At 67.8% G+C, this 26902-nt stretch carries 26 protein-coding genes and 1 tRNA gene; 8 read left to right on the top strand and 19 right to left on the bottom strand.

The annotated features are described in order from the left end of the window. Positions 1–108: 108 nt before the first annotated feature. Together BM214_RS02275 and BM214_RS02270 are read right to left on the bottom strand one after the other, a co-directional pair. A complete protein-coding gene (locus BM214_RS02275) occupies positions 109–2913 on the bottom strand; it encodes a putative bifunctional diguanylate cyclase/phosphodiesterase (protein WP_143096329.1) in 2805 nt (934 codons plus the stop codon). Positions 2914–2932: 19 nt separating this feature from the next. Continuing rightward, entirely contained in the window at positions 2933–4093 is a 1161-nt protein-coding gene (locus BM214_RS02270; RefSeq protein ID WP_177217555.1) for an autoinducer 2-binding periplasmic protein LuxP, read from the bottom strand. Between the two features lie 166 nt (positions 4094–4259). On the opposite strand from BM214_RS02270, the gene BM214_RS02265 reads away from it, so the two are divergent. Continuing rightward, positions 4260–4658 carry a gamma-glutamylcyclotransferase family protein gene (locus tag BM214_RS02265; RefSeq protein WP_090483574.1) on the top strand — a complete coding sequence of 133 codons (399 nt, stop codon included), beginning with the start codon at positions 4260–4262 and terminating at the stop codon, positions 4656–4658. Positions 4659–4793: 135 nt separating this feature from the next. On the opposite strand, the gene BM214_RS02260 is transcribed toward BM214_RS02265, so the two are convergent. Further along, a complete protein-coding gene (locus tag BM214_RS02260) occupies positions 4794–5189 on the bottom strand; it encodes a DUF6858 family protein (RefSeq protein WP_090483573.1) in 396 nt (131 codons plus the stop codon). Between the two features lie 138 nt (positions 5190–5327). Beyond that, positions 5328–6533 (bottom strand): TsoY family (seleno)protein, encoded by a 1206-nt coding sequence (locus tag BM214_RS02255; RefSeq protein ID WP_090483572.1) that lies wholly within the window; start codon positions 6531–6533, stop codon positions 5328–5330. Between the two features lie 235 nt (positions 6534–6768). Between BM214_RS02255 and BM214_RS02250 the strand changes: the two genes are divergently transcribed. The 4 genes from BM214_RS02250 to BM214_RS02235 all read left to right on the top strand — a co-directional run bounded on the left by BM214_RS02250 (position 6769) and on the right by BM214_RS02235 (position 9695). Continuing rightward, entirely contained in the window at positions 6769–7764 is a 996-nt protein-coding gene (locus BM214_RS02250) for an SLAC1 anion channel family protein (RefSeq protein ID WP_218149027.1), read from the top strand. Positions 7765–7974: 210 nt separating this feature from the next. Further along, positions 7975–8187, top strand: a complete 213-nt coding sequence (gene pufA / locus BM214_RS02245; RefSeq protein WP_090483570.1) for a light-harvesting antenna LH1, alpha subunit — start codon at positions 7975–7977, stop codon at positions 8185–8187. A gap of 21 nt (positions 8188–8208) precedes the next feature. Further along, on the top strand, positions 8209–8346 hold the full coding sequence (gene pufB, locus BM214_RS02240) for a light-harvesting antenna LH1, beta subunit (RefSeq protein ID WP_090483569.1): 138 nt from the start codon (positions 8209–8211) through the stop codon (positions 8344–8346). 239 nt (positions 8347–8585) lie between these two features. Next, complete coding sequence (locus BM214_RS02235; RefSeq protein ID WP_090483568.1) at positions 8586–9695, top strand: GGDEF domain-containing protein; 1110 nt, start codon at positions 8586–8588, stop codon at positions 9693–9695. A gap of 172 nt (positions 9696–9867) precedes the next feature. Here BM214_RS02235 and BM214_RS02230 read toward each other — a convergent pair. The 8 genes from BM214_RS02230 to BM214_RS12480 form a co-directional block, all read right to left on the bottom strand. Then, positions 9868–9958 (bottom strand) — tRNA-Ser (locus BM214_RS02230). A gap of 160 nt (positions 9959–10118) precedes the next feature. Further along, complete coding sequence (gene csrA / locus BM214_RS02225; RefSeq protein WP_090483697.1) at positions 10119–10316, bottom strand: carbon storage regulator CsrA; 198 nt, start codon at positions 10314–10316, stop codon at positions 10119–10121. Between the two features lie 162 nt (positions 10317–10478). Then, entirely contained in the window at positions 10479–11714 is a 1236-nt protein-coding gene (locus BM214_RS02220; RefSeq protein WP_090483567.1) for an aspartate kinase, read from the bottom strand. A gap of 78 nt (positions 11715–11792) precedes the next feature. Next, positions 11793–14411 carry an alanine--tRNA ligase gene (gene alaS, locus BM214_RS02215; RefSeq protein ID WP_090483566.1) on the bottom strand — a complete coding sequence of 873 codons (2619 nt, stop codon included), beginning with the start codon at positions 14409–14411 and terminating at the stop codon, positions 11793–11795. Continuing rightward, positions 14408–14821, bottom strand: a complete 414-nt coding sequence (locus tag BM214_RS02210) for a regulatory protein RecX (protein WP_090483565.1) — start codon at positions 14819–14821, stop codon at positions 14408–14410. Before BM214_RS02210 ends, alaS begins: the two co-directional genes overlap by 4 nt. A gap of 22 nt (positions 14822–14843) precedes the next feature. Continuing rightward, on the bottom strand, positions 14844–15887 hold the full coding sequence (recA, locus tag BM214_RS02205) for a recombinase RecA (protein ID WP_090483564.1): 1044 nt from the start codon (positions 15885–15887) through the stop codon (positions 14844–14846). A gap of 123 nt (positions 15888–16010) precedes the next feature. Continuing rightward, positions 16011–16517 carry a CinA family protein gene (locus BM214_RS02200; protein WP_090483563.1) on the bottom strand — a complete coding sequence of 169 codons (507 nt, stop codon included), beginning with the start codon at positions 16515–16517 and terminating at the stop codon, positions 16011–16013. Beyond that, positions 16514–16801 (bottom strand): PilZ domain-containing protein, encoded by a 288-nt coding sequence (locus BM214_RS12480; protein WP_177217554.1) that lies wholly within the window; start codon positions 16799–16801, stop codon positions 16514–16516. The genes BM214_RS02200 and BM214_RS12480 overlap by 4 nt, the downstream gene beginning before the upstream one ends. A gap of 143 nt (positions 16802–16944) precedes the next feature. On the opposite strand from BM214_RS12480, the gene BM214_RS02190 reads away from it, so the two are divergent. Further along, positions 16945–17694, top strand: coding sequence for a protein-L-isoaspartate(D-aspartate) O-methyltransferase (locus BM214_RS02190; protein WP_090483695.1), 750 nt, complete (start codon positions 16945–16947; stop codon positions 17692–17694). A gap of 9 nt (positions 17695–17703) precedes the next feature. Here BM214_RS02190 and BM214_RS02185 read toward each other — a convergent pair whose 3' ends face one another. After that, complete coding sequence (locus tag BM214_RS02185; protein WP_090483562.1) at positions 17704–18138, bottom strand: host attachment protein; 435 nt, start codon at positions 18136–18138, stop codon at positions 17704–17706. Between the two features lie 251 nt (positions 18139–18389). On the opposite strand from BM214_RS02185, the gene mutS reads away from it, so the two are divergent. Next, complete coding sequence (gene mutS, locus BM214_RS02180; RefSeq protein ID WP_090483561.1) at positions 18390–20951, top strand: DNA mismatch repair protein MutS; 2562 nt, start codon at positions 18390–18392, stop codon at positions 20949–20951. A gap of 135 nt (positions 20952–21086) precedes the next feature. Beyond that, on the top strand, positions 21087–21410 hold the full coding sequence (gene fdxA / locus BM214_RS02175) for a ferredoxin FdxA (protein WP_090483560.1): 324 nt from the start codon (positions 21087–21089) through the stop codon (positions 21408–21410). 4 nt (positions 21411–21414) lie between these two features. Here the strand turns inward: fdxA and ispF are convergent, their stop codons facing one another. The 6 genes from ispF to BM214_RS02145 all read right to left on the bottom strand — a co-directional run bounded on the left by ispF (position 21415) and on the right by BM214_RS02145 (position 26812). Next, positions 21415–21897 carry a 2-C-methyl-D-erythritol 2,4-cyclodiphosphate synthase gene (gene ispF / locus BM214_RS02170; RefSeq protein ID WP_218149026.1) on the bottom strand — a complete coding sequence of 161 codons (483 nt, stop codon included), beginning with the start codon at positions 21895–21897 and terminating at the stop codon, positions 21415–21417. Then, the gene (gene ispD / locus BM214_RS02165; protein ID WP_090483559.1) at positions 21894–22619 is read right to left on the bottom strand and encodes a 2-C-methyl-D-erythritol 4-phosphate cytidylyltransferase; all 726 of its coding nucleotides are present in this window, start codon (positions 22617–22619) and stop codon (positions 21894–21896) included. The genes ispF and ispD overlap by 4 nt, the downstream gene beginning before the upstream one ends. Further along, positions 22609–22905: a cell division protein FtsB gene (gene ftsB / locus BM214_RS02160; protein ID WP_090483558.1), complete on the bottom strand. Its 297-nt coding sequence runs from the start codon at positions 22903–22905 to the stop codon at positions 22609–22611. The genes ispD and ftsB overlap by 11 nt, the downstream gene beginning before the upstream one ends. Before the next feature lie 104 nt (positions 22906–23009). Then, complete coding sequence (eno, locus tag BM214_RS02155; RefSeq protein WP_090483557.1) at positions 23010–24290, bottom strand: phosphopyruvate hydratase; 1281 nt, start codon at positions 24288–24290, stop codon at positions 23010–23012. Between the two features lie 22 nt (positions 24291–24312). Further along, a complete protein-coding gene (kdsA, locus tag BM214_RS02150) occupies positions 24313–25164 on the bottom strand; it encodes a 3-deoxy-8-phosphooctulonate synthase (RefSeq protein ID WP_090483556.1) in 852 nt (283 codons plus the stop codon). Beyond that, positions 25151–26812, bottom strand: coding sequence for a CTP synthase (locus BM214_RS02145; protein ID WP_090483555.1), 1662 nt, complete (start codon positions 26810–26812; stop codon positions 25151–25153). The genes kdsA and BM214_RS02145 overlap by 14 nt, the downstream gene beginning before the upstream one ends. Between the last annotated feature and the right edge of the window lie 90 nt (positions 26813–26902).

The raw sequence follows: 26902 nt of genomic DNA, 5'->3' as shown, positions 1-26902 counted from the left end.
CTTGGCTTTGCTCAAAGGAATCGGCCGCCGCCACCGATTCTTGAGGTCCCTTAGGGTCTTGGCCCCATACCCGGATCCGGCCGGTTCTCATGCGACCCCTGGTGCACCCTAGCCCCCGCGGGCGCAGGCGCTCATCAGGCGCTTAAAGGCCGTATCCGCCTGGGTCCGGGCGGCCTGCAGTTCCGGCAGATGGCGCTGCAGGGCATCCAACCAGCCGCGGCGGCGCAGCTTGCGCAGCATCTGCGCCTGGGTACGCATCCGCCGATGGGCCCGGCCCAGTTCCTCGAAGCCGGGATGCTCGCTATAGCGGTTGGTGCCGCTGCCGAAATACCAGCGTTCGAAGCGCTTCAGGGCGGCATCCGCCTCGGGGGAGGCCCTGCCCCCCTCGGCGAGGACGCGCATCAGTTCCCCCGACCAGCGGGCGTGGCAGCGGGCCGCCAGTCCCAGGGTGGGGTCCCCCTCCTGCGGGAGCCGGTGGGCCAGCCCCTCCCAGGTCCTCCCCCGGCGCCATTGTTCCACCCAGGGCGGCAACGCCTCCGGGGGCAGTGCCGCAGTGAAGGCATAGCCCTGGGCCTGGACACATCCCAGACGCAGCAGCAGCGCCGCATGATCCAGGGTCTCCACCCCCTCCGCCACCACCTGCTTGTTGAAGGTGCGCCCCAGACGCACGATGCTCTCCACCATGTCCAGGTCATTGGGATCCTGCAACATGTCCAGGACGAAGCTGCGGTCGATCTTGAGGGTGGCCACCGGCAGGGTACGCAGATAGCTGAGGGAGGCATAGCCGGTACCGAAATCATCCAGGGCGAACTGGGCGCCATGATGGAGGCAGCGGGAGATCACCTCGCTGGCCTGGGGCAGGTCCGCCAGGGTGGTGGTTTCCAGGATCTCGAACTGCAGATCCTCGGGGGAGACCGCAGGATGGGCCTCCAGACCCCGGCGCCAGGCGGGCTCGAAGCGCGGCCCCAGGAGGAATTCACCGCTGACATTGACGCCCACGGGACAATGAAAGCCCGCCCGCCGCCAGGATTCCATCTGCCTGAACACCTGTTCCAGCACCCACTCGTCCAGGTCCCCCTCCAGGCCCGCGGCGCGGAAGGCGGGCAGGAAATGATCCGGCCCCCGCAACCCGCACCCGGGCTCGTCCCAACGCACCAGGGCCTCCGCCCCCAACACTTCCCCCGTGCGCAGGTCCACCTTGGGCTGATAGTGGATGGTCAGCTCATCCTCCCGCAGGGCCGACCGCACCCGTTCGGCCTGGTGTTGCAGGTCCCGGACCTCGCGATGACGCTCGGGATCGAAGCGGTGATAGCGGTTGCGCCCGGCCTCCTTGGCCTGATACATGGCCTGATCGGCATGGCGCAGCAGATGGTCGGGGTCCCCCTCGTCCGGCGGGCAGAAGGTCACACCGATGCTGGCAGAGACCTGCAGGCGCAGGCCGTCCAGCCACACCGGCGCGCTGGCCGCCTCCAGCACCCGGCGCAGGGCAGCGTCGGCCCGATCCGGCGACCCGATGCGGTTGCACAGGATGACGAACTCATCCCCGCCCAGGCGGCCCAGGGTATCCCCCGCCCGCAGCAGGTCCTTGAGCCGTGCGGTGATCTCCAGCAGCAACCGGTCCCCCATGGCATGGCCGTGGCGATCGTTGATGGACTTGAAGCCATCCAGGTCCAGATAACACACCGCCAGCGGATTGCCGTGACGGCGGGCGGCGGTCACGGCCCGCTCCAGGCGCGCCACCAGCAGGCGCCGGTTGGGCACCCCGGTGAGGGCGTCGTAGTGGGCGATGCGGTCCAGTTCGGCCTGATGGGTGCCGATGCGATGGATCAGGTCATTGAAGGCAGTGACCAGCCCCACCAGTTCGTCCGCCCGATGCCGTTGCGGCAGCCGCAGGGGCTGGAAGGGGCCCACATGGGACTGACGGGCCTGTTCCGCCAGCGTACGCAGCGGGAGCCCGATGTAGTGGGTGAGGAAGGCCAGCAGCGCCAGCATGATCACCAGCATCAGGGCGGCGATGAGAAGAACCGTGCGCACCAGCACCCCGGCCTCGCCACCATGGTCCCGCACGCTCATGAGCACACCCGCCGGGGCCTGCAGATGGGAAAGACCCAAAGGACGCCAGGCCACATGCCGACCCTCCGGGGAAGGAACGGCCGTGTACTGCCCCGATGGTGGCCACTCCAGTTGCGCCAATCCCTGGCCCTGGGGATCCGGGATCGTGAAGAGGCGGTCCCCCAGGGTGAGGCCCACCCCCTCCAGGCGGGCGTGGTGGCGGATGGCGTTGAACAGGGAGAGTTTATCCGACAAGATCACCGCCCCGGCCAGATGGGCCACGGCGCGTCCGGTGGCGGGATCGCGCACCCCCCGCCGCACCACAAGCACCAGCGACGGGGCCCGATTGGCGTCCCCGGGATGGATCACCAGACGGGTATTGGAAAGGTAGGGTGTGGCGGCGCGGCGGGCGAGCCATGCCTGCAGATCCCCCCGGTGCCCCAGGGCCACCCCCCCGGCGGCCCAGGGGGTAACGGCATCCCGGGTGAGGACCACGGCATCGAACCGCCGCGCCACCGCCCCGGCCTGGGGCTGGTTGAGCACCTTCGCCGCCTGCTGCGGGCGATCCCCCCGCACTGCCTGTTCCAGGGCCGGCAGCCGCGCCAGTTCCCCCACGGCCCGCTCCGCCGCCTGGATCTCCTGGTCCAGCACCAGGGCGGCCAGGGCGGCGCTGCGATCAAAGCCGCGCTGCAGTTCCTGCAGCGTGGTCTCCCGCGCCCCCTGGACCGCCAGCAGCACCGCCAGCAGGGTGAAGACCGTCATGGCCCCGCCCAGGGCCAGCACCAGGGTGCGGATCAGTGTCCTGGGTCGAGGCGTGGCAGGGGTATTCTCTGCAACGGCGGGGGGATCGACGCCGGTCATGATCGGGGCCCTTGCCGTTTCATTGGGGTATCCCCTTTCCGGCATCGGGGATTGGGGCGCTCCCCGCCTCCGTATCACGCCCGGAGTAACGGAAGGCCCGGGCCTCCAGGCCGCGCAACACCTGGACCGGGGTCTGCCGGGTCACCAACACCATATCCCCGGCGTATACGGTGGGTACCTGGTCTCCCTTTCCCGCCACATCCAGGGCCACCGCCTCGGCCATGGCCACGCCGGCATCGTCGTTCATGCGCATGACCGTGGCCGCCAGGCGGCCCGCCTCCAGGGCCGCCAGCTCCTCGCTGCCCCCGCCCCAGCCGGTCACCAGGATCTCTCGCTCCGGCGCCGCCTCTTGCAACATCCCGGCGGCGGTGAGGGCCATGTCCGTGGCGCAGGCGATGACCGCCTTCAACTGCGGGTAACGCGCCAGGGCGTCCCGGGTGGCCCGACGCACCACGGGGGCCAGGAAATCGGTGACATAGCCCTCCCGGATGCGCAGGCCGCTGCCCTCCAGGGCCTTGAGGAAGGCGCCGCCCCGGGCGCGGCTCACATAGCCGTCCGTGCCATAGAGGATCACCAGATCGCCGCCGGGGAGTATGCCGCGCAGGTGTTTTGCCAGGATGCGCGATCCCTGGGCGTGATCGAAACCCACATAGATGAGGGGCTGGCGCCCCTCCCAGGCGCGCACCGGGGTGGTGATGTTCTGCAGGATGAGGCGCGGCCCATCCCCCCGGGCCAGGATGCGGTCGATGAGCTCGCGGTGCAGGTCCGTATCCAGGGTGTACACGAGATAATCGGGGTCTTGCAGCAGGACCTCCCGAAGCTGATCGGCCTGCAGTTGCACGTCGCCACTATCGGGACCGCTGAAGAAGACTTGCAGGTCCAGTTCCAGGCCCAGTTCCCGAGCCCGTTTGCGGAAGGCCACCAGATTGCGGCGCCAGTATCCGGAACTCTGCAACCCAGGGTAGATCACCGCCACCTGCACCCGCGGCCGGGATCCGCCCTCCCGCTCCGCCAGGGGCAGTGCGGGACCACGCACCCGCCGGGTGAAGGCCTCCGTCAGGGCGGCTTGCTCCGGATGGCGTTGCAGATAGTCCTCGATGGTCCAATACCCGGCGGGGACCTGGGCCACGGCCATGGCTCCGCCCCCGGCCAGCAGGGCCGCCAGGAGGAGGCGCACCATCGTATGAATCCGCCGGGACATGGGGACGCCCCTGGGGTTTTGAACCAGGTCTCAATGGTACCCGGCGGCGAACCGCCGGACCATCCCGATTCGGCAGGGCCCTTTGGCCCTCACCGGAGGCAGGCATTAGGATCGGGGACAAACCCAAGCCATACAGGGCTCGGCAATGCACGAGGTCTTCGTCTACGGCACCCTCCTGCAGGGACTGCGCCACCACGGGGTCCTGGCGGGGGCGCAATTCCTGGGGCATGCCCATCTGCGGGGCCGGCTCTTCGACCTGGGCCCCTACCCGGCCCTCCGGCCCGGGCCGGATCGGGTGCGGGGCGAGATCTACCGTGTGGATGCGGCCACCCTGGCCCATATGGACCGCCTCGAGGACTACGATCCCCAGGATCCCGCTGGATCCCTGTATCGCCGGGTGACCCGCCGGGCCTGGCGGGTGGATGGGGAACCCCGGGAGGTGCTGGTCTACCTCTACAACGCCCGGGTGGATCCCCGGTGCCAGATCCCCCACGGGGACTATCGCCAGTACCTGGAATCCCTGCGGGGCAAGGCCGCCCCCTGAGGCGGGAGCCCTGGGCTCGGGGCTTTTTTAAAACGTTATAACGTAAAAAACCCACCCCAGACGGGGTGGGTCCAACCTGCCGCGGCGTACATGGCGCCGCGATCGCCTCCTTCCTCCCCGGCGGTCTTGGCCGGATCAGTCCTTGTTGCGCACCGCCCGGGTCCACTCCTCCATGGCGGCATTGGCGGCCGGCATGGGGGCCTCCAGGAAATCGATCACGAAATGGTCGGCCATTTCACACACGCCGATGGAGCGGGGGCGCACGGCCATGGCCCGGGGCGTGGGCAGCTTGATGCCGAAGCAGAAGAGGATGTGCTTGGCATCCAGGATATCCGGGTTGATCTCACCCTCTTCCAGCTGCTTGGTGTGGTTGTAGTGATCGAATTCTCCGATGTACTGGGCCACCGGGTGGGCGTCCACCTTCTCCTTGAAATAGGCGATGATCTCGGGCACGGACTGGAAGGTGGTTTCGGACTTGTCCACCTCGAAATAGAACACGGGATACTTTTCCTGGAACAGGGTCTGCTTCATCGAGAGCTCCCAATGGATACGGTTGCGGTTTTACATGGATCCGGCGGAAAAGATCCCCGCCGGGCGGGATGCCCCAGAGGCCCTGCTACAGGGCCCCACAGGGATCGATAGGCGGCCACCCAAAGGATCGGGTGCCGCTTAGCGGGTCGCCGTGGCCGTGGATGCCGCGGGCTCGTGCAGCACATGGCGTTTGAGATGCAGCATCACAAGCACCGTCTTGGCCTGCACCAGCACGAACGGGGCCATGAGGGTGTAGTGGACCCAGGATCCGGCCTGCACCACGCCACTGGCGATCAGGCCCAAATGGATGAAAAACAGGCCGAAGACGAAGAAGGCCACCCCCGGGCAGATGAGGGTGAAGGTGCCGGCATCCCCCTTGGGGCCGCGCACGTAATCGCGGAAATACCCCAGGCGCTGCATCACGGCGTAACCGATGAGACCGAAGAGGATCTGCGCCGAGACGATGCCCGCGCCGAACACCAGGATGTCCGTATGATCCATGGGCTGGCCCAGGGTGTGATGCATGCCATAGCTCAGGCGCACCCAGGTGATGCCCATGAGGGTGAGGATGGGGATGACGATCCACAGGCTGGGGCTGGCTGCCTCACGAATCCCCTTGATCATCATGGCCTGGAAGCCGTGCACCAGCTTGATCACCGCCAACAGGGCCGCGGAGGTAAAGAAGAACAGGGACAGCAGCATCCCCATCATCATGGTCACCAGGGTCTGGCTCATCATGGCCGGGGCGGCGAAGCCCACGGCGATCATCGCCAGGGCGAAGATGGCGATCATGGGGGAGAGGCTGTTGTTGGTGGAGAAGTCCACGTTGCCCTGGGCCAGGGTGCGGGCGAAATAGGTGGTGAGGATCTTCAGGGCGTACACCCCCACCGCGGCGAAACCCACCAGGGCCATGGGGAAGAGCCATTCCACCACCGTCCACAGGCCGGGCACGAACAACGCCCCCAGCACGAACAGGATATTGATGGTCATGGCCAGGGTCAGGGGGATGGCCATGAGGGCGATCTCGTCATTGCTGTTGCGCAGCCTCTCGAAGGCCGGGGTGCACCGGAACAAGCGGTATTCCCGCAGGTTCCAGACCAGCAGACGAAAGTGGAGCACGGCGAAGAACAGCACCAGCAGGAGGGCCAACCCCAGCAACGCCGAGCCCAGGGAAACCGGCCCCGTTAGGATGGGCCAGATGTGTTCGAAGGTCACCAGGGGCACGCCCTGGTGATCCACCAGGAACATGGGATAGAGAAAGAAGGACACCGCCAGCCCGCCGGCCCCCAAAGGGGCAAGAAAAAACAGTGGGTTGTACGATTCTCCCAGATTGCGCCTGAGCATGACCTGACCTCGTGTGTTACGCCGGACCCTTCATTATGGAATCAGTATTTTCTAATATTCAACCCCATTGGTCAGCGGCGGCCGATTCTTTCGCCGATGGGCCCACAGGGATTGAAAAGGGTCAATGTCAGTACCTGAGTATATTGGTATTGTATTATATTCCCATTCACCGAAGGACCAGCCGGCCACCGGGTCCACATCCACCATCCAACCACATCACGAGGAACCGAACACGATGTCACAAGCTGCCAACGCTTCTCAGGAAAAAACATCCGAGGGGGGCACCTACTGGCTGATGCACGTGCCCATCCCCCTGTTTGCCATGGTGATGGGTATCACGGGTCTCGGCCTGGCCTGGCGCAAGGCCGGGCACGTACTGGGGGCACCGGCCATGGTGGGGGAATACCTCCTGGGTACGGGCGCGGTGCTGTTCGTACTCATCTTCATGCTCTACATGACCAAGGCCATCGCCCATCCCGGGGAGGTGAAGGCGGAGTTCTCCAATCCCATCCGCGTGAACTTCTTCCCCACGGTGAGCATCTCCCTGCTGCTGCTGGCCATCGCCTCCTTCGACTACTCCCAGGCCACCTCCCTGGCCCTGTGGGGCATGGGCACGACCCTGCACTTCATCGCCACGGTCTATTTCATGGGCCGCTGGATCAACCATACCCATGAGATCCACATGATCAACCCGGCCTGGTTCATCCCCGTGGTGGGGAACCTGCTGGTGCCCATCGCCGGGGTGCGGCTGGGTTTTCTGGAGACCTCCTGGTTCTTCTTCTCCATCGGTATGGTGTTCTGGATACTCCTGTTCACCATCGTCTTCTATCGCATCGTCTTCCACAATCCGATGCCCGCCAAGTTCCTGCCCACCCTATTCATCCTCATCGCCCCGCCGGGGGTGGCGGTGATCGCCTACATGGGCCTGATGAACCACCAGGCGGACGTGCTGGTGAAGCTCCTGGTCTACTCCGGCCTGTTCATCACCGTGCTCAACCTCAGCCTGGTGCGCCAGTTCCTGCGGGTACCCTTCTTCGTCTCCTGGTGGGCCTACACCTTCCCCTTGGCGGCCATGACCATCGCCACCCTGGAATACCTGGCGGTCACCGGCGGCCTCGGCCTGACCCTCATCGGCTGGACGCTGCTGACCATCACCTCCTTCATCATCCTGGTGGTGCTGGTGGCCACCACCATCGCCCTCTTCCGGGGCAAGCTGTTCGTGCCGGATTGATCGCCACCTATCCAGGCAGGGAGGCCCCTCCCTGCCTGGATCCGGGTGCTTGACATCCGGTGTGCCGCCCTTACACTCAAGACCACACGGCAACTGGGGTTGGGCGGTCATTGGCCTCTTCGGCGGACATGCGCTCGGTTATGTCGACGACCGCCGTGCATGCCGTGACATCCAAACGCCTGAATCCTGTTCAAGGGAGGTACAATCCGCATGAGCGAATACAGACCCACGAAACCCAGCAATCCCCGGGACGACTGGAAGCTCTGGCTGGTGGTCAATCCGGGCACCTGGCTGATGCCGATCCTGATGGCGGTTCTGTTTGTCGCCCTGGTTGTTCACGCCTTCGTGTACAGCAACGACAACTACAACCCGCTCACCTACGACGCGTCCGCCCAGGCGGCCGCCGAATCCGAAGCCGAATAAACCAATCGGAGGACAACGACGATGGAAACCAGCATCTCCGGCCTGACCGAAGAACAGGCGATGGAATTCCACGAGCAGTTCAAGACCACCTTCACCGTCTTCATGGTGCTGGCTGCCGTGGCCCACTTCCTGGTCTACCTCTGGAGACCCTTCTACTGAGGGGCCTGTGGTCTTTGCCCGCCCCGCCCCCGGCGGTGCGGGCAGACCAGATCCATGCCGGGTCATCGTGCCGGATCTCTTCCGGCAACGGTGATCCGGCTTTTTCGTTTCCGCATGCTCCCAGCCACCCGACGGCATCCTTTCACGGGTCATCCCCGGGCCATGAAGATGGATTACGCTAGCCAGGCGCGTCCCGGAATCCCCATCGCGATCCCTACTGCACAGAAGACCAAAACCCCATGGACACACCACTGGCAACGGAGAACCGATGGTTGCGTGCCCGGCTGGAGACCCTGATCGAGACCGCGCGGGAGACCGAGGACAAACTCAACCGTCTGGCCGACCTGGAGTTCCGCCTCCTGCAGGCGAGGGATCTATCCCACCTGCTGCGCCTCCTGCTGCAGGATCTGAAGCGTGATTTCGAACTGGACCACGTGGGCCTGGTGCTCTGCGATCCCACGGGGGACCTGCAGGCAGCCCTGGAAGATCCCCTCCTGGACGGGAGATGGCCACTGCGGCTGATCCCCGATGCCGCCCCCCTGCAGGGACTGCACGCCCCCGTGCTGGGCCCTGCAGGGGATGGGGATCCCGCCGTCCTGCGTCCGGAGGGGGAAGACCTGGCCAGCCGCGCCCTCCTGCCCCTGGGCCGCGGCGATCAGCCCCAGGGGGCGCTCCTGCTGGGGAGTAACCGGCCCGAGCGATACACCCCCGACCAGGACACCTTTCTGCTCAGGCGCCTGGCGGCCATCGTCTCCGTCTGCCTGGAGAACGCCCTTGCCCACTGGCGGCTGCGGGAGATGGGCGTCACCGACCCCCTCACCGGCGTACGCAACCGGCGCTTCTTTGACCAGCGCCTGCGGGACGAGATCGGGCGCATGGACCGTGAGGGTCACGCCCTGGCCTGCCTGTTCATCGACATCGACCATTTCAAGCGGGTGAACGATGGCCACGGTCATGCCGCAGGAGACCGGGTGATTGCCGCCGTGGCACAGCGCCTGGCGCGCCATCTGCGCCGGTTCGACCTGCTGGCCCGCTACGGCGGTGAGGAGTTCGTCATCCTCCTGCCCGCCCTGGACGACTCCGAACTGCGTTCCATTGCAGAACGCATGCGCCGCACCGTCGCCGCCGCCCCCGTACCCGTGGAAGGAGACGATGCCATCCAGGTCACCGTCTCCATCGGCGGGGCCCGTTTGCCCCCAGGGGGGTTGCAGGGACAGGACCCGGTGGCACGGGCCCATAAGCTGCTTGGCAACGCCGACCACGCCCTGCTACGGGCCAAGGAGACGGGCCGCAACCGGGTGGAGTTGGCCGAGGAAGACCTCTGCCCGCAAGGGGGCCATGCACGATGACGAGTCTCGCAAGCAAAAACCGGTATGCAACAAAAACGCCCCGAAGGCCGAAGCCTTCGGGGCGCTGGTTACCCATGACGGGATGGCCGGCATGGGCCGGTCACAGATCGGGGGAATCTCCGATGGGCGGAGAATCAGCCCTCCCCATCACTGACCGATCACATTGGCAATATGGCGGAGAGAGAGGGATTCGAACCCTCGATGGGCTTTTGACCCATACTCCCTTAGCAGGGGAGCGCCTTCAGCCACTCGGCCATCTCTCCGGATACGGCGCCCTGACGGCGCGACCGATAAAGTGTATATGGTAGCGTTTTCGGCGGGACAGGTAAAGCGCAGCGGGCGGACACCGGCGCATGAACCCCTCAATAAAAAAGGGGGCCTTGAAGGCCCCCCGTCTGTGCGCATGCAAGCCACCGACCGGTCTTACTGGTCGCCGGCCGCCACTTCTTCTCCGTCCTGCTCGCGCTGGATCCGTTCGTAGATCTCCTCGCGGTGCACGGCCACGTCCTTCGGGGCATTGATACCTACCCGGACCTGGTTCCCCTTCACACCCAGCACGGTCACGGTGACCTCGTCACCGATCATCAGGGTCTCACCTACCCGACGCGTCAAAATCAACATGTCCTTTTCTCCATTCTGAACTTCAATCACCTTGCTTATCATCATCCAGGCTCGGGGCCTGGGGTCGACCGGTGTTCACCCCGGTTCGTCATGTGCGCTTGCGGCCCTGGGAGGGGATGTGGTTCCTTCTCCCCGTACCCATGGCCATGGCGCTGTCTTCCCTCAGGAAGCCTCTTGCGGTGCGTGCTCCAGCCCGAAGGCGTCATGCAGGGCGCGCACCCCCAGTTCCAGGTACTTCTCGTCCACCACCACCGAGATCTTGATCTCGGAGGTGGAGATCATGCGGATGTTGATGCCTTCCGCCGCCAGGGCGGAGAACATGCGGCTGGCGATGCCGGCGTGGGAACGCATGCCCACGCCCACGATGGAGATCTTGACGATACGCGGATCCCCCTTCACCTCGCGGGCCCCCAGCTCCCGGGCCCGTTCGCCGACGATGCGCATGGCCTTGTCGAAGTCGTTGCGGTGCACGGTGAAGGTGAAGTCGGTGGTGGCATCGGCCCCCACGTTCTGCACGATCATGTCTACCTCGATGTTGGCATCGGCCACGGCCCCCAGGATGCGGTGGGCCACACCCGGCTGGTCGGGCACCCCCTCGACGGTGAGCTGGGCCTCGTTCTGGTTGAAGGCGATACCGGAGATGAGCGCCTGTTCCATGTCCCCTTCCTCGAGCGTGATGAGCGTGCCCTCCCCGCCTTCCTCGAAGGAGGATAGGACACGCAGCGGTACGTTGTACTTTCCTGCGAATTCCACGGCGCGGATCTGCAGGACCTTGGAGCCCAGACTGGCCATCTCCAGCATCTCCTCGAAGGTGATGCGCTCCAGCCGGCGGGCATTGGGCACCACCCGCGGGTCAGTGGTGTAGACGCCATCCACATCGGTGAAGATCTGGCATTCGTCGGCGTTCAGGGCCGCCGCCAGGGCCACGGCCGTGGTGTCGGAGCCCCCGCGGCCGAGGGTGGTGATGTTGCCCATCTCGTCCACCCCCTGGAAACCGGCCACCACCACCACGCGCCCGTCCGCCAGGTCGCGGCGTACCCGGGCCCCGTCAATCTCCTGGATGCGGGCCTTGTTATGGGCACTGTCGGTGCGGATATGTACCTGCGCCCCGGTGAAGGAACGGGCCGGGCAACCCTTGGACTCCAGGGCCATGGCCAGCAGGGCGATGGTCACCTGCTCGCCGGTGGAGAGCAGCACGTCCAGTTCCCGGCCGTCGGCATCGGGCCGGATCTCCCGGGCCAACCCCAAGAGCCGGTCGGTCTCCCCGCTCATGGCGGAGACCACCACCACCACGTCATGTCCCTGGCGGCGGTAGCCGATCACCCGGTCGGCCACGTGCTGGATGCGTTCCACGCTACCCACCGAGGTGCCGCCGTATTTCTGTACGATTAATGACATAGTCTTTTATTCAGGTATAGACCGCCCGCGGGCGGCTGCGTTCAAGCCGCGTGGAAATCGGGTCTTTGCGTACAGGCGCTAGGTCCGGGCCTGCACCCAGGCCTTCACCGAGGCCAGGGCCTCGTCCAGGGCCTCGGGCTGGCTGCCCCCCGCCATGGCCATGTCGGGACGGCCGCCGCCGCGCCCCCCCACCTGGCGGGCCACCTCGTTCACCAGGTCCCCGGCCTTGAGGGTCTTGTTGTAGGCATCGGTGACCCCGGCCACCAGATTCACCTTGCCCTCCCGGGCGGTGGCCAGGACGATGACCCCCTCCCCCAGCTTGTTCTTGAGCTGGTCCACGGTATCCCGCAGGGACTTGGGATCGGCCCCATCCAGACGGGCCGCCAAAACCGGGATACCGCCCACATCCTCCACCTGGTCCGTGAGGCTGGACCCGGCCTGGGAGGCCAGGCGGTTCTTCACCGCCTCCAGTTCCTTCTCCAGGCTGCGGCTGTGTTCCTGCAACTGGCGGACCCGTTCGGTGAGCTCCTCGGGCCGGGCGCGCAGCAGCTCGGCGGATTGCTCCAGGGTGGACTGCATGCGGGCCACGTGGTCCAGGGCATTTTGCCCGGTCACCGCCTCAATGCGGCGGATGCCGGCGGCCACACCGGCCTCCTGGATCACCTTGAACAGACCGATGTCACCGGTGCGGCGCACGTGGGTGCCGCCGCACAGCTCGATGGAGAACTCCCCCAGGGAGAGCACCCGCACCTGGTCGCCATACTTCTCCCCGAACAGGGCCATGGCCCCCGCCTCCAGGGCCTCCTGGATGGGCATGACCCGGGCCTCGGCCGGGGCGTTGGCGCGGATGGCGCGGTTCACCAGTTGTTCGATGCGGGCGATCTCCTCGGGACGCAAGGGTTCGAAATGGGAGAAGTCAAAGCGCAGCCGGTCCGGGGCCACCAGGGAACCCTTCTGCTGCACGTGCTCCCCCAGCACCTCCCGCAGGGCGGCGTGCAGCAGGTGGGTGGCGGAATGGTTCAGGACCACGGCCTGGCGGCGCTCGCCGTCCACACGGGCGGTGACCATGTCGTCACAGGCCAGGCTGCCGCGCACCATCTGTCCCTGGTGGATGAACACCCCCCCCTGCTTGTGGGTGCCGGTCACCTGGAACAGGCCCTGGGGACCCTCGATGAACCCGGTATCCCCCACCTGGCCGCCGGATTCGGCATAGAAGGGGGTGGTGTCCAGGACCACACTGCCCGACTGATCCCCTTGCAGGCGCTCCACGGGGGTGCCGTCCTCCCCCTGCCCCAGGCGGATCACCCGGCCCGGCGCCTCGATGTCCTCGTAACCCACGAAGCGGGACTCGGAGAGTCCGGCGGCCACGGCACCGGCGTCGGTCATGCGGAAGCTGCTGGCGGCCCGGGCCCGTTCCCGCTGCTGGCGCATCTCCTCCTCGAAACCGGCCATGTCCAGTTCCAGACCCTTCTCCCGGGCGATGTCGCCGGTCAGGTCCACGGGGAAACCGTAGGTGTCATAGAGCTTGAAGATGAGGCCGCCGGGGAGGGTCTTGTCCCGGATCCGTTCCAGGCCCTCCTCCAGATGTTTGAGGCCATGCTCCAGGGTCTCGCGAAAGCGCTCCTCCTCCTGCAGCAGGATCTTCTCCACCTGGGTCTGGTCCCGGGCCAGCTCCGGATAGGCCGCCCCCATCTCCTCCACCAGGGGGGCCACCAGGCGGTGGAAGAAGGGCTCGTTCATGCCCAGCTTGTGGCCATGGCGGGCAGCGCGGCGAATGATGCGGCGCAGGACATACCCGCGGCCCTCGTTGGCGGGCATGACGCCGTCGGTGATGAGGAAGCTGCAGGAGCGGATGTGATCGGCGATTACCTTGAAGGACGGTCCCTGGACATCCTCCTGGCCCAGCACCCGGCCCACGGCGGCGAGAAGGTTCTGGAAGAGGTCGATCTCGTAGTTGGAGTGCACCCCCTGCATCACCGCCGCCAAGCGTTCCAGGCCCATGCCGGTGTCCACGGAGGGGCTGGGCAGGGGATGCAGGACGCCGTCCTTGTCCCGGTCGTACTGCATGAAGACCAGGTTCCAGATCTCGATGTAGCGGTCCCCGTCCGCCTCGGGGCTGCCCGGGGGGCCGCCCCAGACCTCGGGGCCGTGATCGTAGAAGATCTCCGAGCAGGGGCCACAGGGGCCGGTGTCGCCCATCTGCCAGAAGTTGTCGGAGCCGCCGTCCGGATCGTCACCGATGCGGGTGAGCCGCTCCCGGGGGATACCGATCTCGTGGATCCAGATGTCGTAGGCCTCGTCATCGGTCTCGTAGACGGTGACCCAGAGCTTCTCCGGGGGCATGCCCAGCACCCGGGTAAGGTATTCCCAGGCGAAGTGGATGGCATCGCGCTTGAAGTAGTCGCCGAAACTGAAATTGCCCAGCATCTCGAAGAACGTGTGATGGCGCGCGGTGTAGCCCACGTTCTCCAGGTCGTTGTGCTTGCCCCCGGCGCGCACGCAGCGCTGGGAGGTCACCGCCCGGGTGTAGGGGCGCTGCTCCCTTCCCAGAAACACCTCCTTGAACTGCACCATGCCCGCATTGGTGAACAGCAGGGTGGGGTCGTTGCCGGGTACCAGCGGGCTCGAGGGCACGCATTCGTGACCCTTGGAGCGGAAGTATTCAAGGAAACTGCTTCTGATCTCGGCGCTTTTCATGTCGTATCCACGTCATTCATCACCCTGCGGATGGTCTCGGGGGGGAACCCGCGACCCTGCAGGAAACGCATCCGCCGGGCGCGCTCCCTGGGCGCCTGCGGTGTGTCGCCGCCGAAGCGGCGCCGGTACACCTCCCGGGCCAGGGCCTCCCAGTCCACCTGCGCGGCCTCCACCGCCGAACCCGGATCCTCGATCCCCCGCTGGCGCAGGTCCGCGATGATCCGCAGCGGTCCGTGCCCTTGCTGCACCCGCTGGCGCACCAGGGATTCGGTGAAGCGCGCCTCGCTCAGCAGCCCCTGGGCCTCCAGACGGTCCAGGGCGGCCTCCACGTCGGGGCATGGGTAGCCCCGGGCGGCGAGCTTGCGGCCCAGTTCCAGGCGGCTGTGCTCGCGGCGGGCCAGGAGGCGCACCGCGGCCTCGGCCGGGTCCTGGTCAGCCCTGGGCGGTGGCGTCCTCGCCCTCACCCTCGGAACTCTCCCCGCCGCGGCGGGGCATATGGGCCTCGCGGATCTGGGTCTCGATGGCCTGGGCGATCTCGGGATGATCCTTCAGATAGGTGCGGGCATTGTCCTTGCCCTGGCCGATGCGCTCGCCCTTGTAGCTGTACCAGGCGCCGGCCTTGTCGATCAGGCCGTCCTTGACCCCCATGTCGATGATCTCCCCCAGGCGGGAGATGCCCTCGCCGTAGAGGATCTCGAAGTGGGCCTCCCGGAACGGGGGGGCCACCTTGTTCTTGACCACCTTCACCCGGGTCTCGTTGCCGATCACCTCGTCGCCCTTCTTGATGCCACCGGTGCGGCGGATGTCCAGGCGCACGGAGGAGTAGAACTTGAGGGCATTACCGCCGGTGGTGGTCTCGGGGTTGCCGAACATCACGCCGATCTTCATGCGGATCTGGTTGATGAACACCACCAGGGTGTTGGAGCGCTTGATGTTGGCCGTGAGCTTGCGCAGGGCCTGGGACATGAGGCGGGCCTGCAGGCCCACGTGGGCATCCCCCATCTCCCCCTCGATCTCGGCCTTGGGGGTGAGGGCCGCCACCGAGTCCACCACCACCACGTCCACGGCACCGGAGCGCACCAGCATGTCGGCGATCTCCAGGGCCTGTTCGCCGGTGTCCGGCTGGGATACCAGCAGGTTGTCCACGTCCACCCCCAGGGCCTGGGCGTAGGTGGGATCCAGGGCGTGCTCGGCGTCCACGAAGGCGGCGGTGCCCCCCTGCTTCTGGCATTCGGCGATCACCTGCAGGGTGAGGGTGGTCTTGCCGGAGGACTCCGGCCCGAAGATCTCCACCACCCGACCCCGGGGGAGACCGCCCACCCCAAGGGCGATATCCAGGGCCAGGGAGCCGGTGGAGATGGCCGGCACGTCGCGCACGGCGCTGGCATCGCCCATGCGCATGACGGCGCCTTTACCAAACTGGCGTTCGATCTGCCCAAGGGCCGCGGATAAGGCCTTCTTGCGATTCTCGTCCAAGATCCATTCCCTCTTGCGCTGCCGGAACCCGGCCGACGACCCAAGGCGCCGTGTGGCCGGTTCAAACTGTTGATTATCTCACAGGTTCCCCCTGCCCCGCCAACCGCGAAGAAGGTACGGTATTCACCGCCGGGACAGGGCCGCGGCCAGGCCCTCCAGGGCCGCGGCCACCGCCTGGCGGCGCACGGCGTCCCGGTCGCCGGGGAAATGGCGGCAGGCCGTGTCCACCTCCTCCACCCCGCGCCGGGCCCAGGCCAGCCAGACGGTGCCCACGGGCTTCTCCGCGGTGCCGCCGCCGGGTCCGGCGATGCCGCTGATGGCCACCGCCACCCGGGCCTCGCTGCGGGCCAGGGCCCCCACGGCCATGGCCCGCACGGTCTCCCGGCTGACCGCGCCGTCTCGTTCCAGGAGGACCGCCGGCACCTCCAGCTGGGCCTGCTTGGCCGCGTTGCTGTAGGTGACAAACCCCCGGTCGAACCAGCGGGAGGAACCGGGGATGTCCGTGAGCACCTTGGCCACCCATCCCCCGGTGCAGGACTCCGCCGTGGCCAGGCCGCCCCCGGTGGCGAGGGCCGCCTGCTCCACGGTCCGGGCCAGGGACTGCAGATCCCGGTCCGAGGGCGGGATCATCTGCGCACCCCGAGGATGCGGGCGGCCACCCGGTAGCCGCCGTCCTCCGGTTCCACCCGCAGCACCTGCGCATCGGCATGGAAGGGGGACAGCATGGTGCTGCTGGGCTCGATGGCCACGGAGATCGTGGCCCCCACCGGCAGCGGCGAGGCCATCACGAAGGACACGCCGGTGGCGCTCAGATCCCGCCCCAGGGCCTCGTGGGTCCGTCCGCCATCCGTCTCGGTGACGCGCACGGGATGATCCACCTGCAGGCGCTGGAAGTCCCGCTTTTCGTCATCCATCCCCATGGTCATGTACATTCCCCCGTGGTCATGATTCAGGCATCGGGCCGTCCCGGATCCCCCGGTCTCCTTCCACCGGCCTGCGGAGATACTATCATCTGAAAAGAAACGCCGTGTCGCCCGTCCAGCCATACAGGCCCGTGATGAAGGACCCCATCGACCGACTCCTCCGCCGCATCCGCGGCGACTACCAGGCCACCGCCGCCACCACCGGCCTGGAGGCCCCATCCCCCGGGGTGGAGGCGGCCCTGCGCCGCGTCCCCCGGGAGCGCTTCATCCCCGAGGACCTCGCCCACCGGGCCTGGGAGAACACCGCCCTGCCCATCGGCTTCGGTCAGACCATCTCCCAGCCCTTCATCGTTGCCCTGATGACGGAGCTGCTGGCCCTGGACAAGGACAGCCGCGTGCTGGAGGTGGGCACGGGCTGCGGCTATCAGACCGCGGTACTGGCGGAGATGGCGGCCCAGGTCCATACCATCGAGGTGGTGCCGGAACTGGCCCGGGCCGCCCGGGAGCGTCTGGAGGCGCTGGGCTACAACCGCGTACAGACGCGGGTGGGGGACGGCCGCGCCGGCTGGCCCGAGGCGGCCCCCTTCGATGCCATCCTGGTCACCGCCGCCGCCCCCGAGATCCCCCCCGCCCTGCCAGAGCAGTTGCGCCCCGGCGGGCGCCTGGTGCTGCCGGTGGATTCCGGCTGGCAGGCCCAGGACCTGTGGGTGGTGACACGCGCACAGGACGGGGACCTGCAACGGCGCAAGGTCCTGGGGGTCCGTTTTGTGCCCCTGGTGCCGGGGCAGAGGCCCCGCCCCCCGACCCTGGCGATCCGGGCTGACAGCTGCCCCCCTGGTCCCAAGCCGCCCCGCAGTACCCCGCCTAGAGACGCCTGCGGCTGAAAGGGTGGCTCACAGGAAACGGGGGAGCTGCCGGCGGATCTCCTCCACGTCATGGGCCGCCAGATTCTTATCCACCGTGCCCGCCACGGATTTCTGCATGGTGTCGTCCAAGCAGTTGCGCAGGATGCCCAGAAAGGCCGGGGCGGCGATGATGTAGAGCCTCTCGAAGCGCCCCGAGGCGCGGGCCGTGTTCAGGCGCTCACACAGTTCCCGGGCGAAGCGCTGGGCCTCCTGTTTCTTTGGCGGCACCTCCCGGCTCAGGGCATGACGTCCCTCGCCGGTACTGTCGAACGCCCGCCCCATGCGCTCCGTCTCCAGCTCCTGGGCATGCAGCCGCGCCTTAGGATGGGAGAGATCCTCCTCTTCCACCAGCGGACTGAAGGACTTGTCGGCACTGAAGATCCGGGCGCGGCTGGCGTCCGCAACGACGACCCATATGCTCATGGACGAGGCTCCTCATCAGGTGGCACAGATGGCACCGGCGGGATCCGCGCCGGGAACCCGACGCACGGGGATCCCTTCGCTGAGGGTAGCAGGTCACCGGCCGGTGACACGGCTTACAGAGGCCGGCCGCGTCCGTACAATACCCCCCCTCGAGCCGGGCCCCGCCCGGCTCCCGCACCGCGATCCGTTCCCATACCGCACAACCAGGGCCCATCGTGACCGATCCGCAAGACCTCTCCGCCCATACCCCCATGATGCGCCAGTACCTGGCCATCAAGGCCGAATACCCCGACACCCTGCTGTTCTACCGCATGGGGGACTTCTACGAACTCTTCTACGAGGACGCCCACCGGGCGGCGGCGCTGCTGGACATCACCCTCACCAAGCGGGGCCAGTCCGCCGGCGCGCCCATCCCCATGGCCGGGGTGCCGGTCCACGCCGTGGAGTCCTACCTGGCCCGGCTGCTGCGCCAGGGGGAATCGGTGGCCATCTGCGAGCAGGTGAGCGACCCGGCCACCGCCAAGGGGCCGGTGGAACGCAAGGTGGTACGGGTGGTGACCCCGGGCACGGTCACCGAAGAGGCCCTGCTGGACGAACGCCAGGACAATCTGCTGGTGGCCCTGTGCCCCGCGAAGGAACGCACCGGACTGGCGGTCCTGGACCTGAGCGGGGGCCGTTTCCAGGTGCAGGAACTGGAGGGGGAGGAGGCCCTGCAGGGGGAACTGGAACGGCTGCAGCCGGCGGAGATCCTCCTGCCCGAGGGGGCTGACCTGCCCGGCGGGGAGCGCCCCGGGGTGCGGCATTATGCCCCCTGGCACTTCGAGGTCGGGGCGGCCCGGGAACGCCTCACCCGCCAGTTCGGCACCCGGGACCTGGCGGGCTTTGGCTGCGAATCCATGGATCGGGCCGTCGCCGCCGCCGGGGCGCTGCTGCACTACGTCCAGGAGACCCAGATGAGCGCCCTGCCCCACATCGACGGGCTGAGCGTACAGGAGCGGGGGGCCGGCATCATCCTGGACGCCGCCACCCGGCGCAACCTGGAGATCACCACCAACCTGTCCGGCGGTCGGGAGAATACCCTGGCCGCGGTGCTGGACCGCACGGTCACGGCCATGGGCAGCCGCCTGCTGCGCCGCTGGCTGCACCAGCCCCTGCGGGACCGGGACGCCCTGCGGGCGCGGCATCAGGCCGTGGGCGAACTGCGCGACCGGGGCACCCTGGAGCCCCTGCGGGAGCTCCTGGAGGGTATCGGGGACCTGGAGCGCATCCTTGCCCGGGTCGCCCTGGGTTCGGCCCGCCCCCGGGACCTGGCCACCCTGCGGGACTCCCTGGCCCAGCTGCCCGCGCTGCAGTCCACCCTGGCGGACCTGGAGGCCCCGCGGCTGCGGGCCCTGGCCGACCAGGTGGGTCGGCATCCCGGGGTGGTGGATCTGCTGAACCGGGCCATCCTCCCCCAGCCCCCGGTGCTGATCCGCGACGGCGGGGTCATGGCCGCGGGCTACGATCCGGAACTGGACGAACTGCGGGCCCTGTCGGAGAACGCCGACCAGTTCCTGCTGGATCTGGAGCAGCGGGAGCGGGAGCGCACCGGCATCCCCAACCTCAAGGTGGCCTACAACCGCGTCCACGGTTATTACATCGAGATCAGCCGCGCCCAGGCCGGGCGGGCCCCGGAGGACTACACCCGGCGCCAGACCCTGAAGGGGGCGGAACGCTTCATCACCCCGGAACTCAAGCGCTTCGAGGACCAGGTCCTGTCGGCAAGGGAACGGGCCCTGGCGCGGGAGAAACGGCTCTACGAGGAACTCCTGCAGACCTTGCTGGAGCCCCTGGCCGCACTGCGGCGCAGCGCCGAGGGGCTGGCGGAACTGGACGTGCTGGCCAATCTGGCGGAGCGGGCACAGGCCCTGGGCTACACCGCCCCCGAGCTGGACGACACCCCCGGGCTCGATATCCGGGGGGGACGCCATCCGGTGGTGGAGCAGGTCCTGGACGATCCCTTCGTGCCCAACGACCTGGTCATGGACGAGGGGCGGCGCATGCTGGTGATCACCGGCCCCAACATGGGCGGCAAATCCACCTACATGCGCCAGGCCGCCCTGATCGTGCTCATGGCCCATGCCGGGGGTTTTGTACCGGCGGAGCATGCCCGCCTGGGCCCGGTGGACCGCATCTTCACCCGCATCGGGGCCGCCGACGACCTGGCCTCGGGCCGCTCCACCTTCATGGTGGAGATGACCGAGGCCGCCGCCATCCTGCACCACGCCAGCGCACACAGCCTGGTGCTCATGGACGAGATCGGCCGCGGCACCAGCACCTTCGACGGGCTCTCCCTGGCCTGGGCCTGCGCCGAGCACCTGGCGCGGCACAACCGGGCCTTCACCCTGTTCGCCACCCATTACTTCGAGCTCACGGCCCTGCCCGATACCCTGCCGGGGATCGCCAACGTGCACATCGACGCCGTGGAGCACGGCGAGCGCATCATCTTCCTGCATACCCTGAAGGAAGGCCCCGCCAACCAGAGCTACGGCCTGCATGTGGCCGCCCTGGCGGGGGTACCCGCGGGGGTGATCCGAAGGGCCCGGGAGCGCCTGGCGGAGCTGGAGCGCCAGAACCTGGGGGATGCCGGAGACACGGCCCAGCTCAGCCTGTTCCCGCCACAGGCGCCGCCCGCGACCCCCGATCCCGCCTGCGAGGCCCTGCGGGAGGCGGTGCAGGGCCTGGACCCGGATGAGATGACCCCGCGCCAGGCCCTGGAGGCCCTCTACCGCCTGCGCCGGCTGCTGGACGCCCCGGACACCGACACCCCCTGACGGGGCGGCGCCTCGAAATCCCCCCGGCCGGGGACTATGCTCTGCTTAGCCCCGCGCACATCCCGCGGGGCGTGGACCCCGCCCGGGGCATCCCCGGCGGGGTGGACCGCACCGCAGGAGTACGGGAGGCGCGCGATGACCTTCGTGGTGCTGGAGAACTGTATCCGCTGCAAGTACACCGATTGCGTGGAGGTGTGCCCCGTGGACTGCTTCCACGAGGGGCCCAACTTCCTGGTGATCGATCCCGATGAATGCATCGACTGCGCCCTGTGCGAGCCGGAGTGCCCCGCCCATGCCATCGTGCCCGAGGACGAGGTACCCGAGGGGCAGGAGCCGATGATCCCCCTGAACGCCGAGCTGGCCCGGGAATGGCCGGTGATCCACCGGCGCAAGGACCCGCCGCCGGACGCGGACGAGTGGAACGGGCGCCCGGACAAGCGCCGTTACCTGGAGCGCTGAGCCCTCAGTCCCGCCCCTGGAGCAGGGCCACGGCGTGGGCGGAGATGCCCTCCCGGCGCCCCTCGAAACCCAGGCGTTCGGTGGTGGTGGCCTTGACGTTCACCTCGGCGGGGGTCACCCCCAGATCCTCGGCCAGATGGGCGCGCATGCGCTCCACGTAGGGGGCCATCTTCGGCGCCTGGGCCACCACGGTGGCGTCCACGTTGCCCACACGCCAGCCGCGGGCCTGGATCTCCTCCACCACCCGGCGCAGCAGGACGCGGCTGTCGGCCCCCCGGTAGGCGGGGTCCGTGTCCGGGAAATGGCGGCCGATATCCCCCAGGGCCGCCGCCCCCAGGAGGGCGTCACACACGGCGTGGACCAGGACATCCCCGTCGGAATGGGCGGCGAAGGCGCGGTCGTGTTCCAGGCGCACCCCACCGATGATGAGGTGATCCCCCTCGGTGAAGGCGTGGACATCGAAGCCGTGGCCGATGCGCAGGTTCATGGGGTCTCCTCCGTGTGGGGCGCCCGGCGGCGGGCCAGGTAGAATTCCGCCAGGGGCAGGTCCTCCGGGCGGGTGATCTTGATGTTTTCGGCGCTGCCCTCCACCAGGCGCGGCGCCAGGCCGGCGTACTCCATGGCGGAGGCCTCGTCCGTCACCAGAAAACCCTGCGCCAGGGCCCGCTCCAGGGCCTGGCGCAGGGGGTCCAGGCGGAACATCTGCGGGGTGAAGGCGCGCCACAGTTGGGATCGGTCCACGGTGGCGGCGATGCGCCCGTCGGGGGTGGCGCGTTTCTTCGTGTCCCGCACCGGCGTGGCCAGGATCCCCCCCACCGGGTCGTCCCGCAGGGTCTGCATCAGGGTCTCCAGGTCCCGGTCGCTGAGACAGGGACGCGCCGCGTCGTGCACCAGGACCCAGTCCTGGGGGTGGGCCAGTTCCGCAAGGCCCCGCAGGGCGTTGAGCACCGAGTGGCAGCGTTCGGCGCCACCGTCCACCACCCGCAGGGGCTTGTGCGCCGTGATGCCCAGGCGGTGAAAATAGGGATCCCCGGCGCTGATGGCCACCGCCACCCCGGCCACGGCGGGATGACGCAGGAAGACCCCCAGGGTGTGCTGGATCACGGTCTCCCCCGCCAGGGGCAGGTATTGCTTGGGGCGGTCCGCCTGCATGCGGCTGCCCACCCCGGCGGCGGGGATCACCGCCCAGAAACGCGGATCAGGGTTCATCGTTGCGAATATCCTCGGGGTCCACCACCTGGAAGAAGACCTCGTCCTCGGCGATCATCCCCAGGTCCCGGCGGGCCCGTTCCTCGATGGCCTCCAGGCCCGTCTTCAGGTCCCGCACCTCCGCCTCCAGGGCCTCGTTGCGGCTGCGTAGCTCCCGGTTCTCCGCCCGTTGGCGCTCCAGGGCCCGGTTCAACTCGTACACCTCCAGCAGGCCGCCCTCGCCGAACCACAATTTGTACTGCAGGCCCAAAAGCAGTGCCAGCAGCAGCGCCGTCAGCCATCGCATGGATGCGGTCCTGTGCGTCGGGACGTGGGCGTGCCCGCTCAGTGGATCCTGCCGCCCTGCGGGCCCGGCGGGGTGCGGGCCGCCTGGGCAGCCCGCACCGGGGATCAGGCCAACTGGCGGAAGGCCTCCATACCGGCGTAACGCGCCGCCTGTCCCAGATGCTCCTCGATACGCAGGAGTTGATTGTATTTGGCCACCCGGTCCGAGCGGGACAGGGAACCGGTCTTGATCTGCCCGGCGCCGGTGGCCACGGACAGATCGGCGATGGTCACGTCCTCGGTCTCGCCGGAGCGGTGGGAGATCACCGCCGTATAGCCGGCGTCGTGGGCCATGCGGATGGCCTCCAGGGTCTCGGTGAGGGTGCCGATCTGGTTGAGCTTGATGAGGATGGAGTTGGCGATGCCCCGGTCGATGCCCTCTTGCAGGATGCGGGTGTTGGTGACGAACAGGTCATCCCCCACCAGTTGCACGCGATCCCCCAGACGTTCGGTGAGCCGCTTCCAGCCCTCCCAGTCCCCTTCATCCATGCCGTCCTCGATACTAAGGATGGGATATTGCTCCACCCAGCCCGCCAGGTAGTCCACCATGCCCTCGGCGTCCAGGGTGCGCCCTTCCGAGGCCAGCTCGTAACGGCCGTTGCGGTAGAACTCGGAGGCGGCGCAATCCAGGCCCAGGTGGATCTCCCGGCCGGGGGTGAAGCCCGCCTGGTGGATGGCCTCGAGGATGACCTCGATGGCCGCCTCGTTGGAGGGCAGGTCCGGGGCGAACCCCCCCTCATCCCCCACCGTGGTGGCCAGGCCGCGGCCGCCCAGCACCTTCTTCAGGGCATGGAAGACCTCGGCACCGTAGCGCACGGCATCGGCCATGGATCCCGCCCCCACCGGCAGGATCATGAACTCCTGCAGGTCCACGCTGTTGCTGGCGTGGGCACCGCCATTGAGGATGTTCATCATGGGCACCGGCAGGGTGTGGGCCTGTTCCCCCCCCAGATGACGGTAGAGGGGATAACCACACTCCGCGGCATTGGCATGGGCCACGGCCATGGAGACCGCCAGCAGGGCGTTGGCCCCCAGGCGGCCCTTGTTGTCGCTGCCGTCCAGCTCGATCATGCGCCGGTCCACCGCCGCCTGATCGTCCGAGGGCATGCCCAGCAGGGCCTCGCGGATCTCGCCGTTGACATGGGCGACGGCCTGTAGCACGCCCTTGCCGCAGTAGCGCGTACCGCCGTCGCGCAGCTCCAGGGCCTCGCGGGATCCGGTGGAGGCCCCGGAGGGCACGGCGGCGCGGCCCAGGGCCCCGGAGACCAGGCGCACCTCTGCCTCCACGGTCGGGTTGCCCCGGGAATCCAGCACTTCACGGGCATGGATGTCGACGATGTCTGTCATGGGTCGTGATTCCCCTGTGTGCTCAATCTATGTCCGAGATCAGATCCTGATCCTCGATGAAGCCCTGGCGCTTGGCTACTTCGTCCAGCGCCTTGAGGGTGGTCAGCAGCACCTCCATGCGCTGCAACGGCCAGGCATTGGGACCGTCGGAGAGGGCCCGCTCCGGATCCGGATGGGTCTCCATGAACAGGCCCGCCACTCCGGCGGCCACCGCCGCCCGGGACAGCACCGGGACGAACTCCCGCTGGCCGCCGGAGGCGTCGCCCCGCCCGCCCGGTTGCTGCACCGAATGGGTGGCATCGAACACCACGGGGCAGCCGGTGCGGCGCATCACCGCCAGGCCGCGCATATCGGAGATGAGGGTGTTATAGCCAAAGGAGACACCGCGCTCACAGACCATGATCTGGTCGTTGCCGGCGGCGCGGGCCTTGTCCACCACATGGGTCATGTCCCAGGGGGCCAGGAACTGGCCCTTCTTGATGTTCACCGGCCGCCCCTGAGCCGCCACCCGCTGGATGAAATTCGTCTGCCGGCACAGGAAGGCCGGGGTCTGCAGGACATCCACCACCGCGGCCACCGCCTCCAGGGGGGTGTCCTCGTGCACGTCGGTGAGCACCGGCACGCCGATCTGCTCGCGCACGGCCTCGAGGATCTTCAGCCCCTCGTCCAGCCCCGGCCCCCGGTAGCTCTTCACCGAGGAGCGGTTGGCCTTGTCGAAGGAGGATTTGTAGATGAACGGGATGCCCAGGCGGGCGGTTATCTCCCGCAGCCGGCCCGCCGTCTCCAGGGCCAGCTCCCGGCCCTCGATGACGCAGGGACCGGCGATGAGGAACAGCGGCCGGTCGTTGCCAACATCGAAGTCACAGAGCTTCATGGCGTTCGTCCAGGTTGAGCATCTTGTCGTGCTGCAACCGCGCGGCGCGCACGAAGCCCGAGAACAGGGGATGGCCATCCCGGGGGGTGGAGGTGAACTCGGGGTGGAACTGGCAGGCCAGAAACCAGGGATGGTCATGCAGTTCCACCACCTCCACCAGGGCCCCGTCCATGGAGGTGCCGGAGATCACCAGACCGGCCGCCTGCAGCCGCTCCAGGTACTGGTTGTTGAACTCATAGCGGTGGCGGTGGCGCTCGCGGATCACCTCCTGGCCGTAGATGCGCCGGGCCAGGGTATCCGCCTTCAGCAGGGCCTGCTGCCCGCCGAGGCGCATGGTGCCCCCCAGATCGTCGTCCTCGCCGCGGCGTTCCAGTCTGCCCTCGGCATCCTGCCATTCGGTGATCAGGGCGATCACCGGGTGCGGGGTGTCCGGGCGGAACTCCGTGCTGTGGGCCTCCTGCAGACCGGCCACGTTGCGGGCGTATTCGATGACCGCCACCTGCATGCCCAGGCAGATGCCGAGATAGGGCACCTGGTGCTCCCGGGCGTAGCGCACGGCGGCGATCTTGCCTTCCACCCCCCGCTCGCCAAAGCCCCCGGGCACCAGGATGGCGTCCACCCCCGCCAGCTCCTCCGCGTCCGGACCCTCCAGCTTCTCCGAGTCGATGTAGCGGATGTGGACCCGGGTGGAGGTGTGGATGCCGGCATGGGTGAGGGCCTCGTTCAGGGACTTGTAGGACTCGGTGAGTTCCACGTATTTGCCCACCATGCCGATGGTCACCTCCGCCTCGGGGAATTCCATGGCGTTGACCACGTTCTTCCAGTCCGAGAGGTCCGCCTGCGGGGCCTCCTCCAGGCGCAGCTTGCGCAGGACGATCTCATCCAGCTTCTGGGAGTGCAGCCAGAGGGGGATCTTGTAGATGTTGTCCACGTCCACCGCGGAGATCACCGCCCGTTCCTCCACGTTGGTGAACAGGGCGATCTTGCGCCGCTCCCCGTCCGGCAGGGGATGGCTGGAGCGGCACAGCAGCACCTGGGGCTGGATGCCGATGGAGCGCAGCTCCTTCACGGAGTGCTGCGTGGGCTTGGTCTTGATCTCGCCGGCGGCGGCGATGTAGGGCACCAGGGTCAGGTGCATGAACAGGGCGTGATCCTGACCCAGTTCCACCCCCATCTGACGGATGGCCTCCAGGAACGGCAGGGACTCGATGTCCCCCACCGTGCCCCCGATCTCCACCAGGGCGATGTCCGCCCCGTCGGCACCGGCCCGGATGCAGCGCTTGATCTCATCGGTGATGTGGGGGATCACCTGCACCGTGCCGCCCAGGTAGTCCCCCCGCCGCTCCTTGCGGATGACGTTCTCGTAGATCTGGCCGGTGGTGAAGTTGTTGCGGCGGCTGGTGCGGATGCGCACGAAACGCTCGTAATGGCCCAGATCCAGGTCCGTCTCCGCCCCATCCTCCGTGACGAACACCTCCCCGTGCTGGAAGGGGCTCATGGTACCCGGATCCACGTTGATGTAGGGGTCCAGCTTCATCAGCGTGACCCGGAAGCCGCGGGCCTCGAGGATGGTGCCCAGGGAGGCGGCGGAAATGCCCTTTCCCAGGGAGGACACCACGCCCCCGGTAATGAAAACGTATCGCGTCATGAAGTGATCGTCAGGGAATGGAATGGCGGCGCTTGAGCGCGGGATGGCTCGCAAGGATACCAGAGGGGTCATACCCCCTCAACGCGCCAT

Origin of the sequence: Ectothiorhodospira mobilis, from assembly GCF_900114895.1 — a bacterium.
In the GTDB taxonomy this organism is placed as follows: domain Bacteria; phylum Pseudomonadota; class Gammaproteobacteria; order Ectothiorhodospirales; family Ectothiorhodospiraceae; genus Ectothiorhodospira; species Ectothiorhodospira mobilis_A.
The sequence above is the reverse complement of the archived record's forward strand: the minus strand, read 5'-3'. Positions and strand labels throughout refer to the sequence as shown.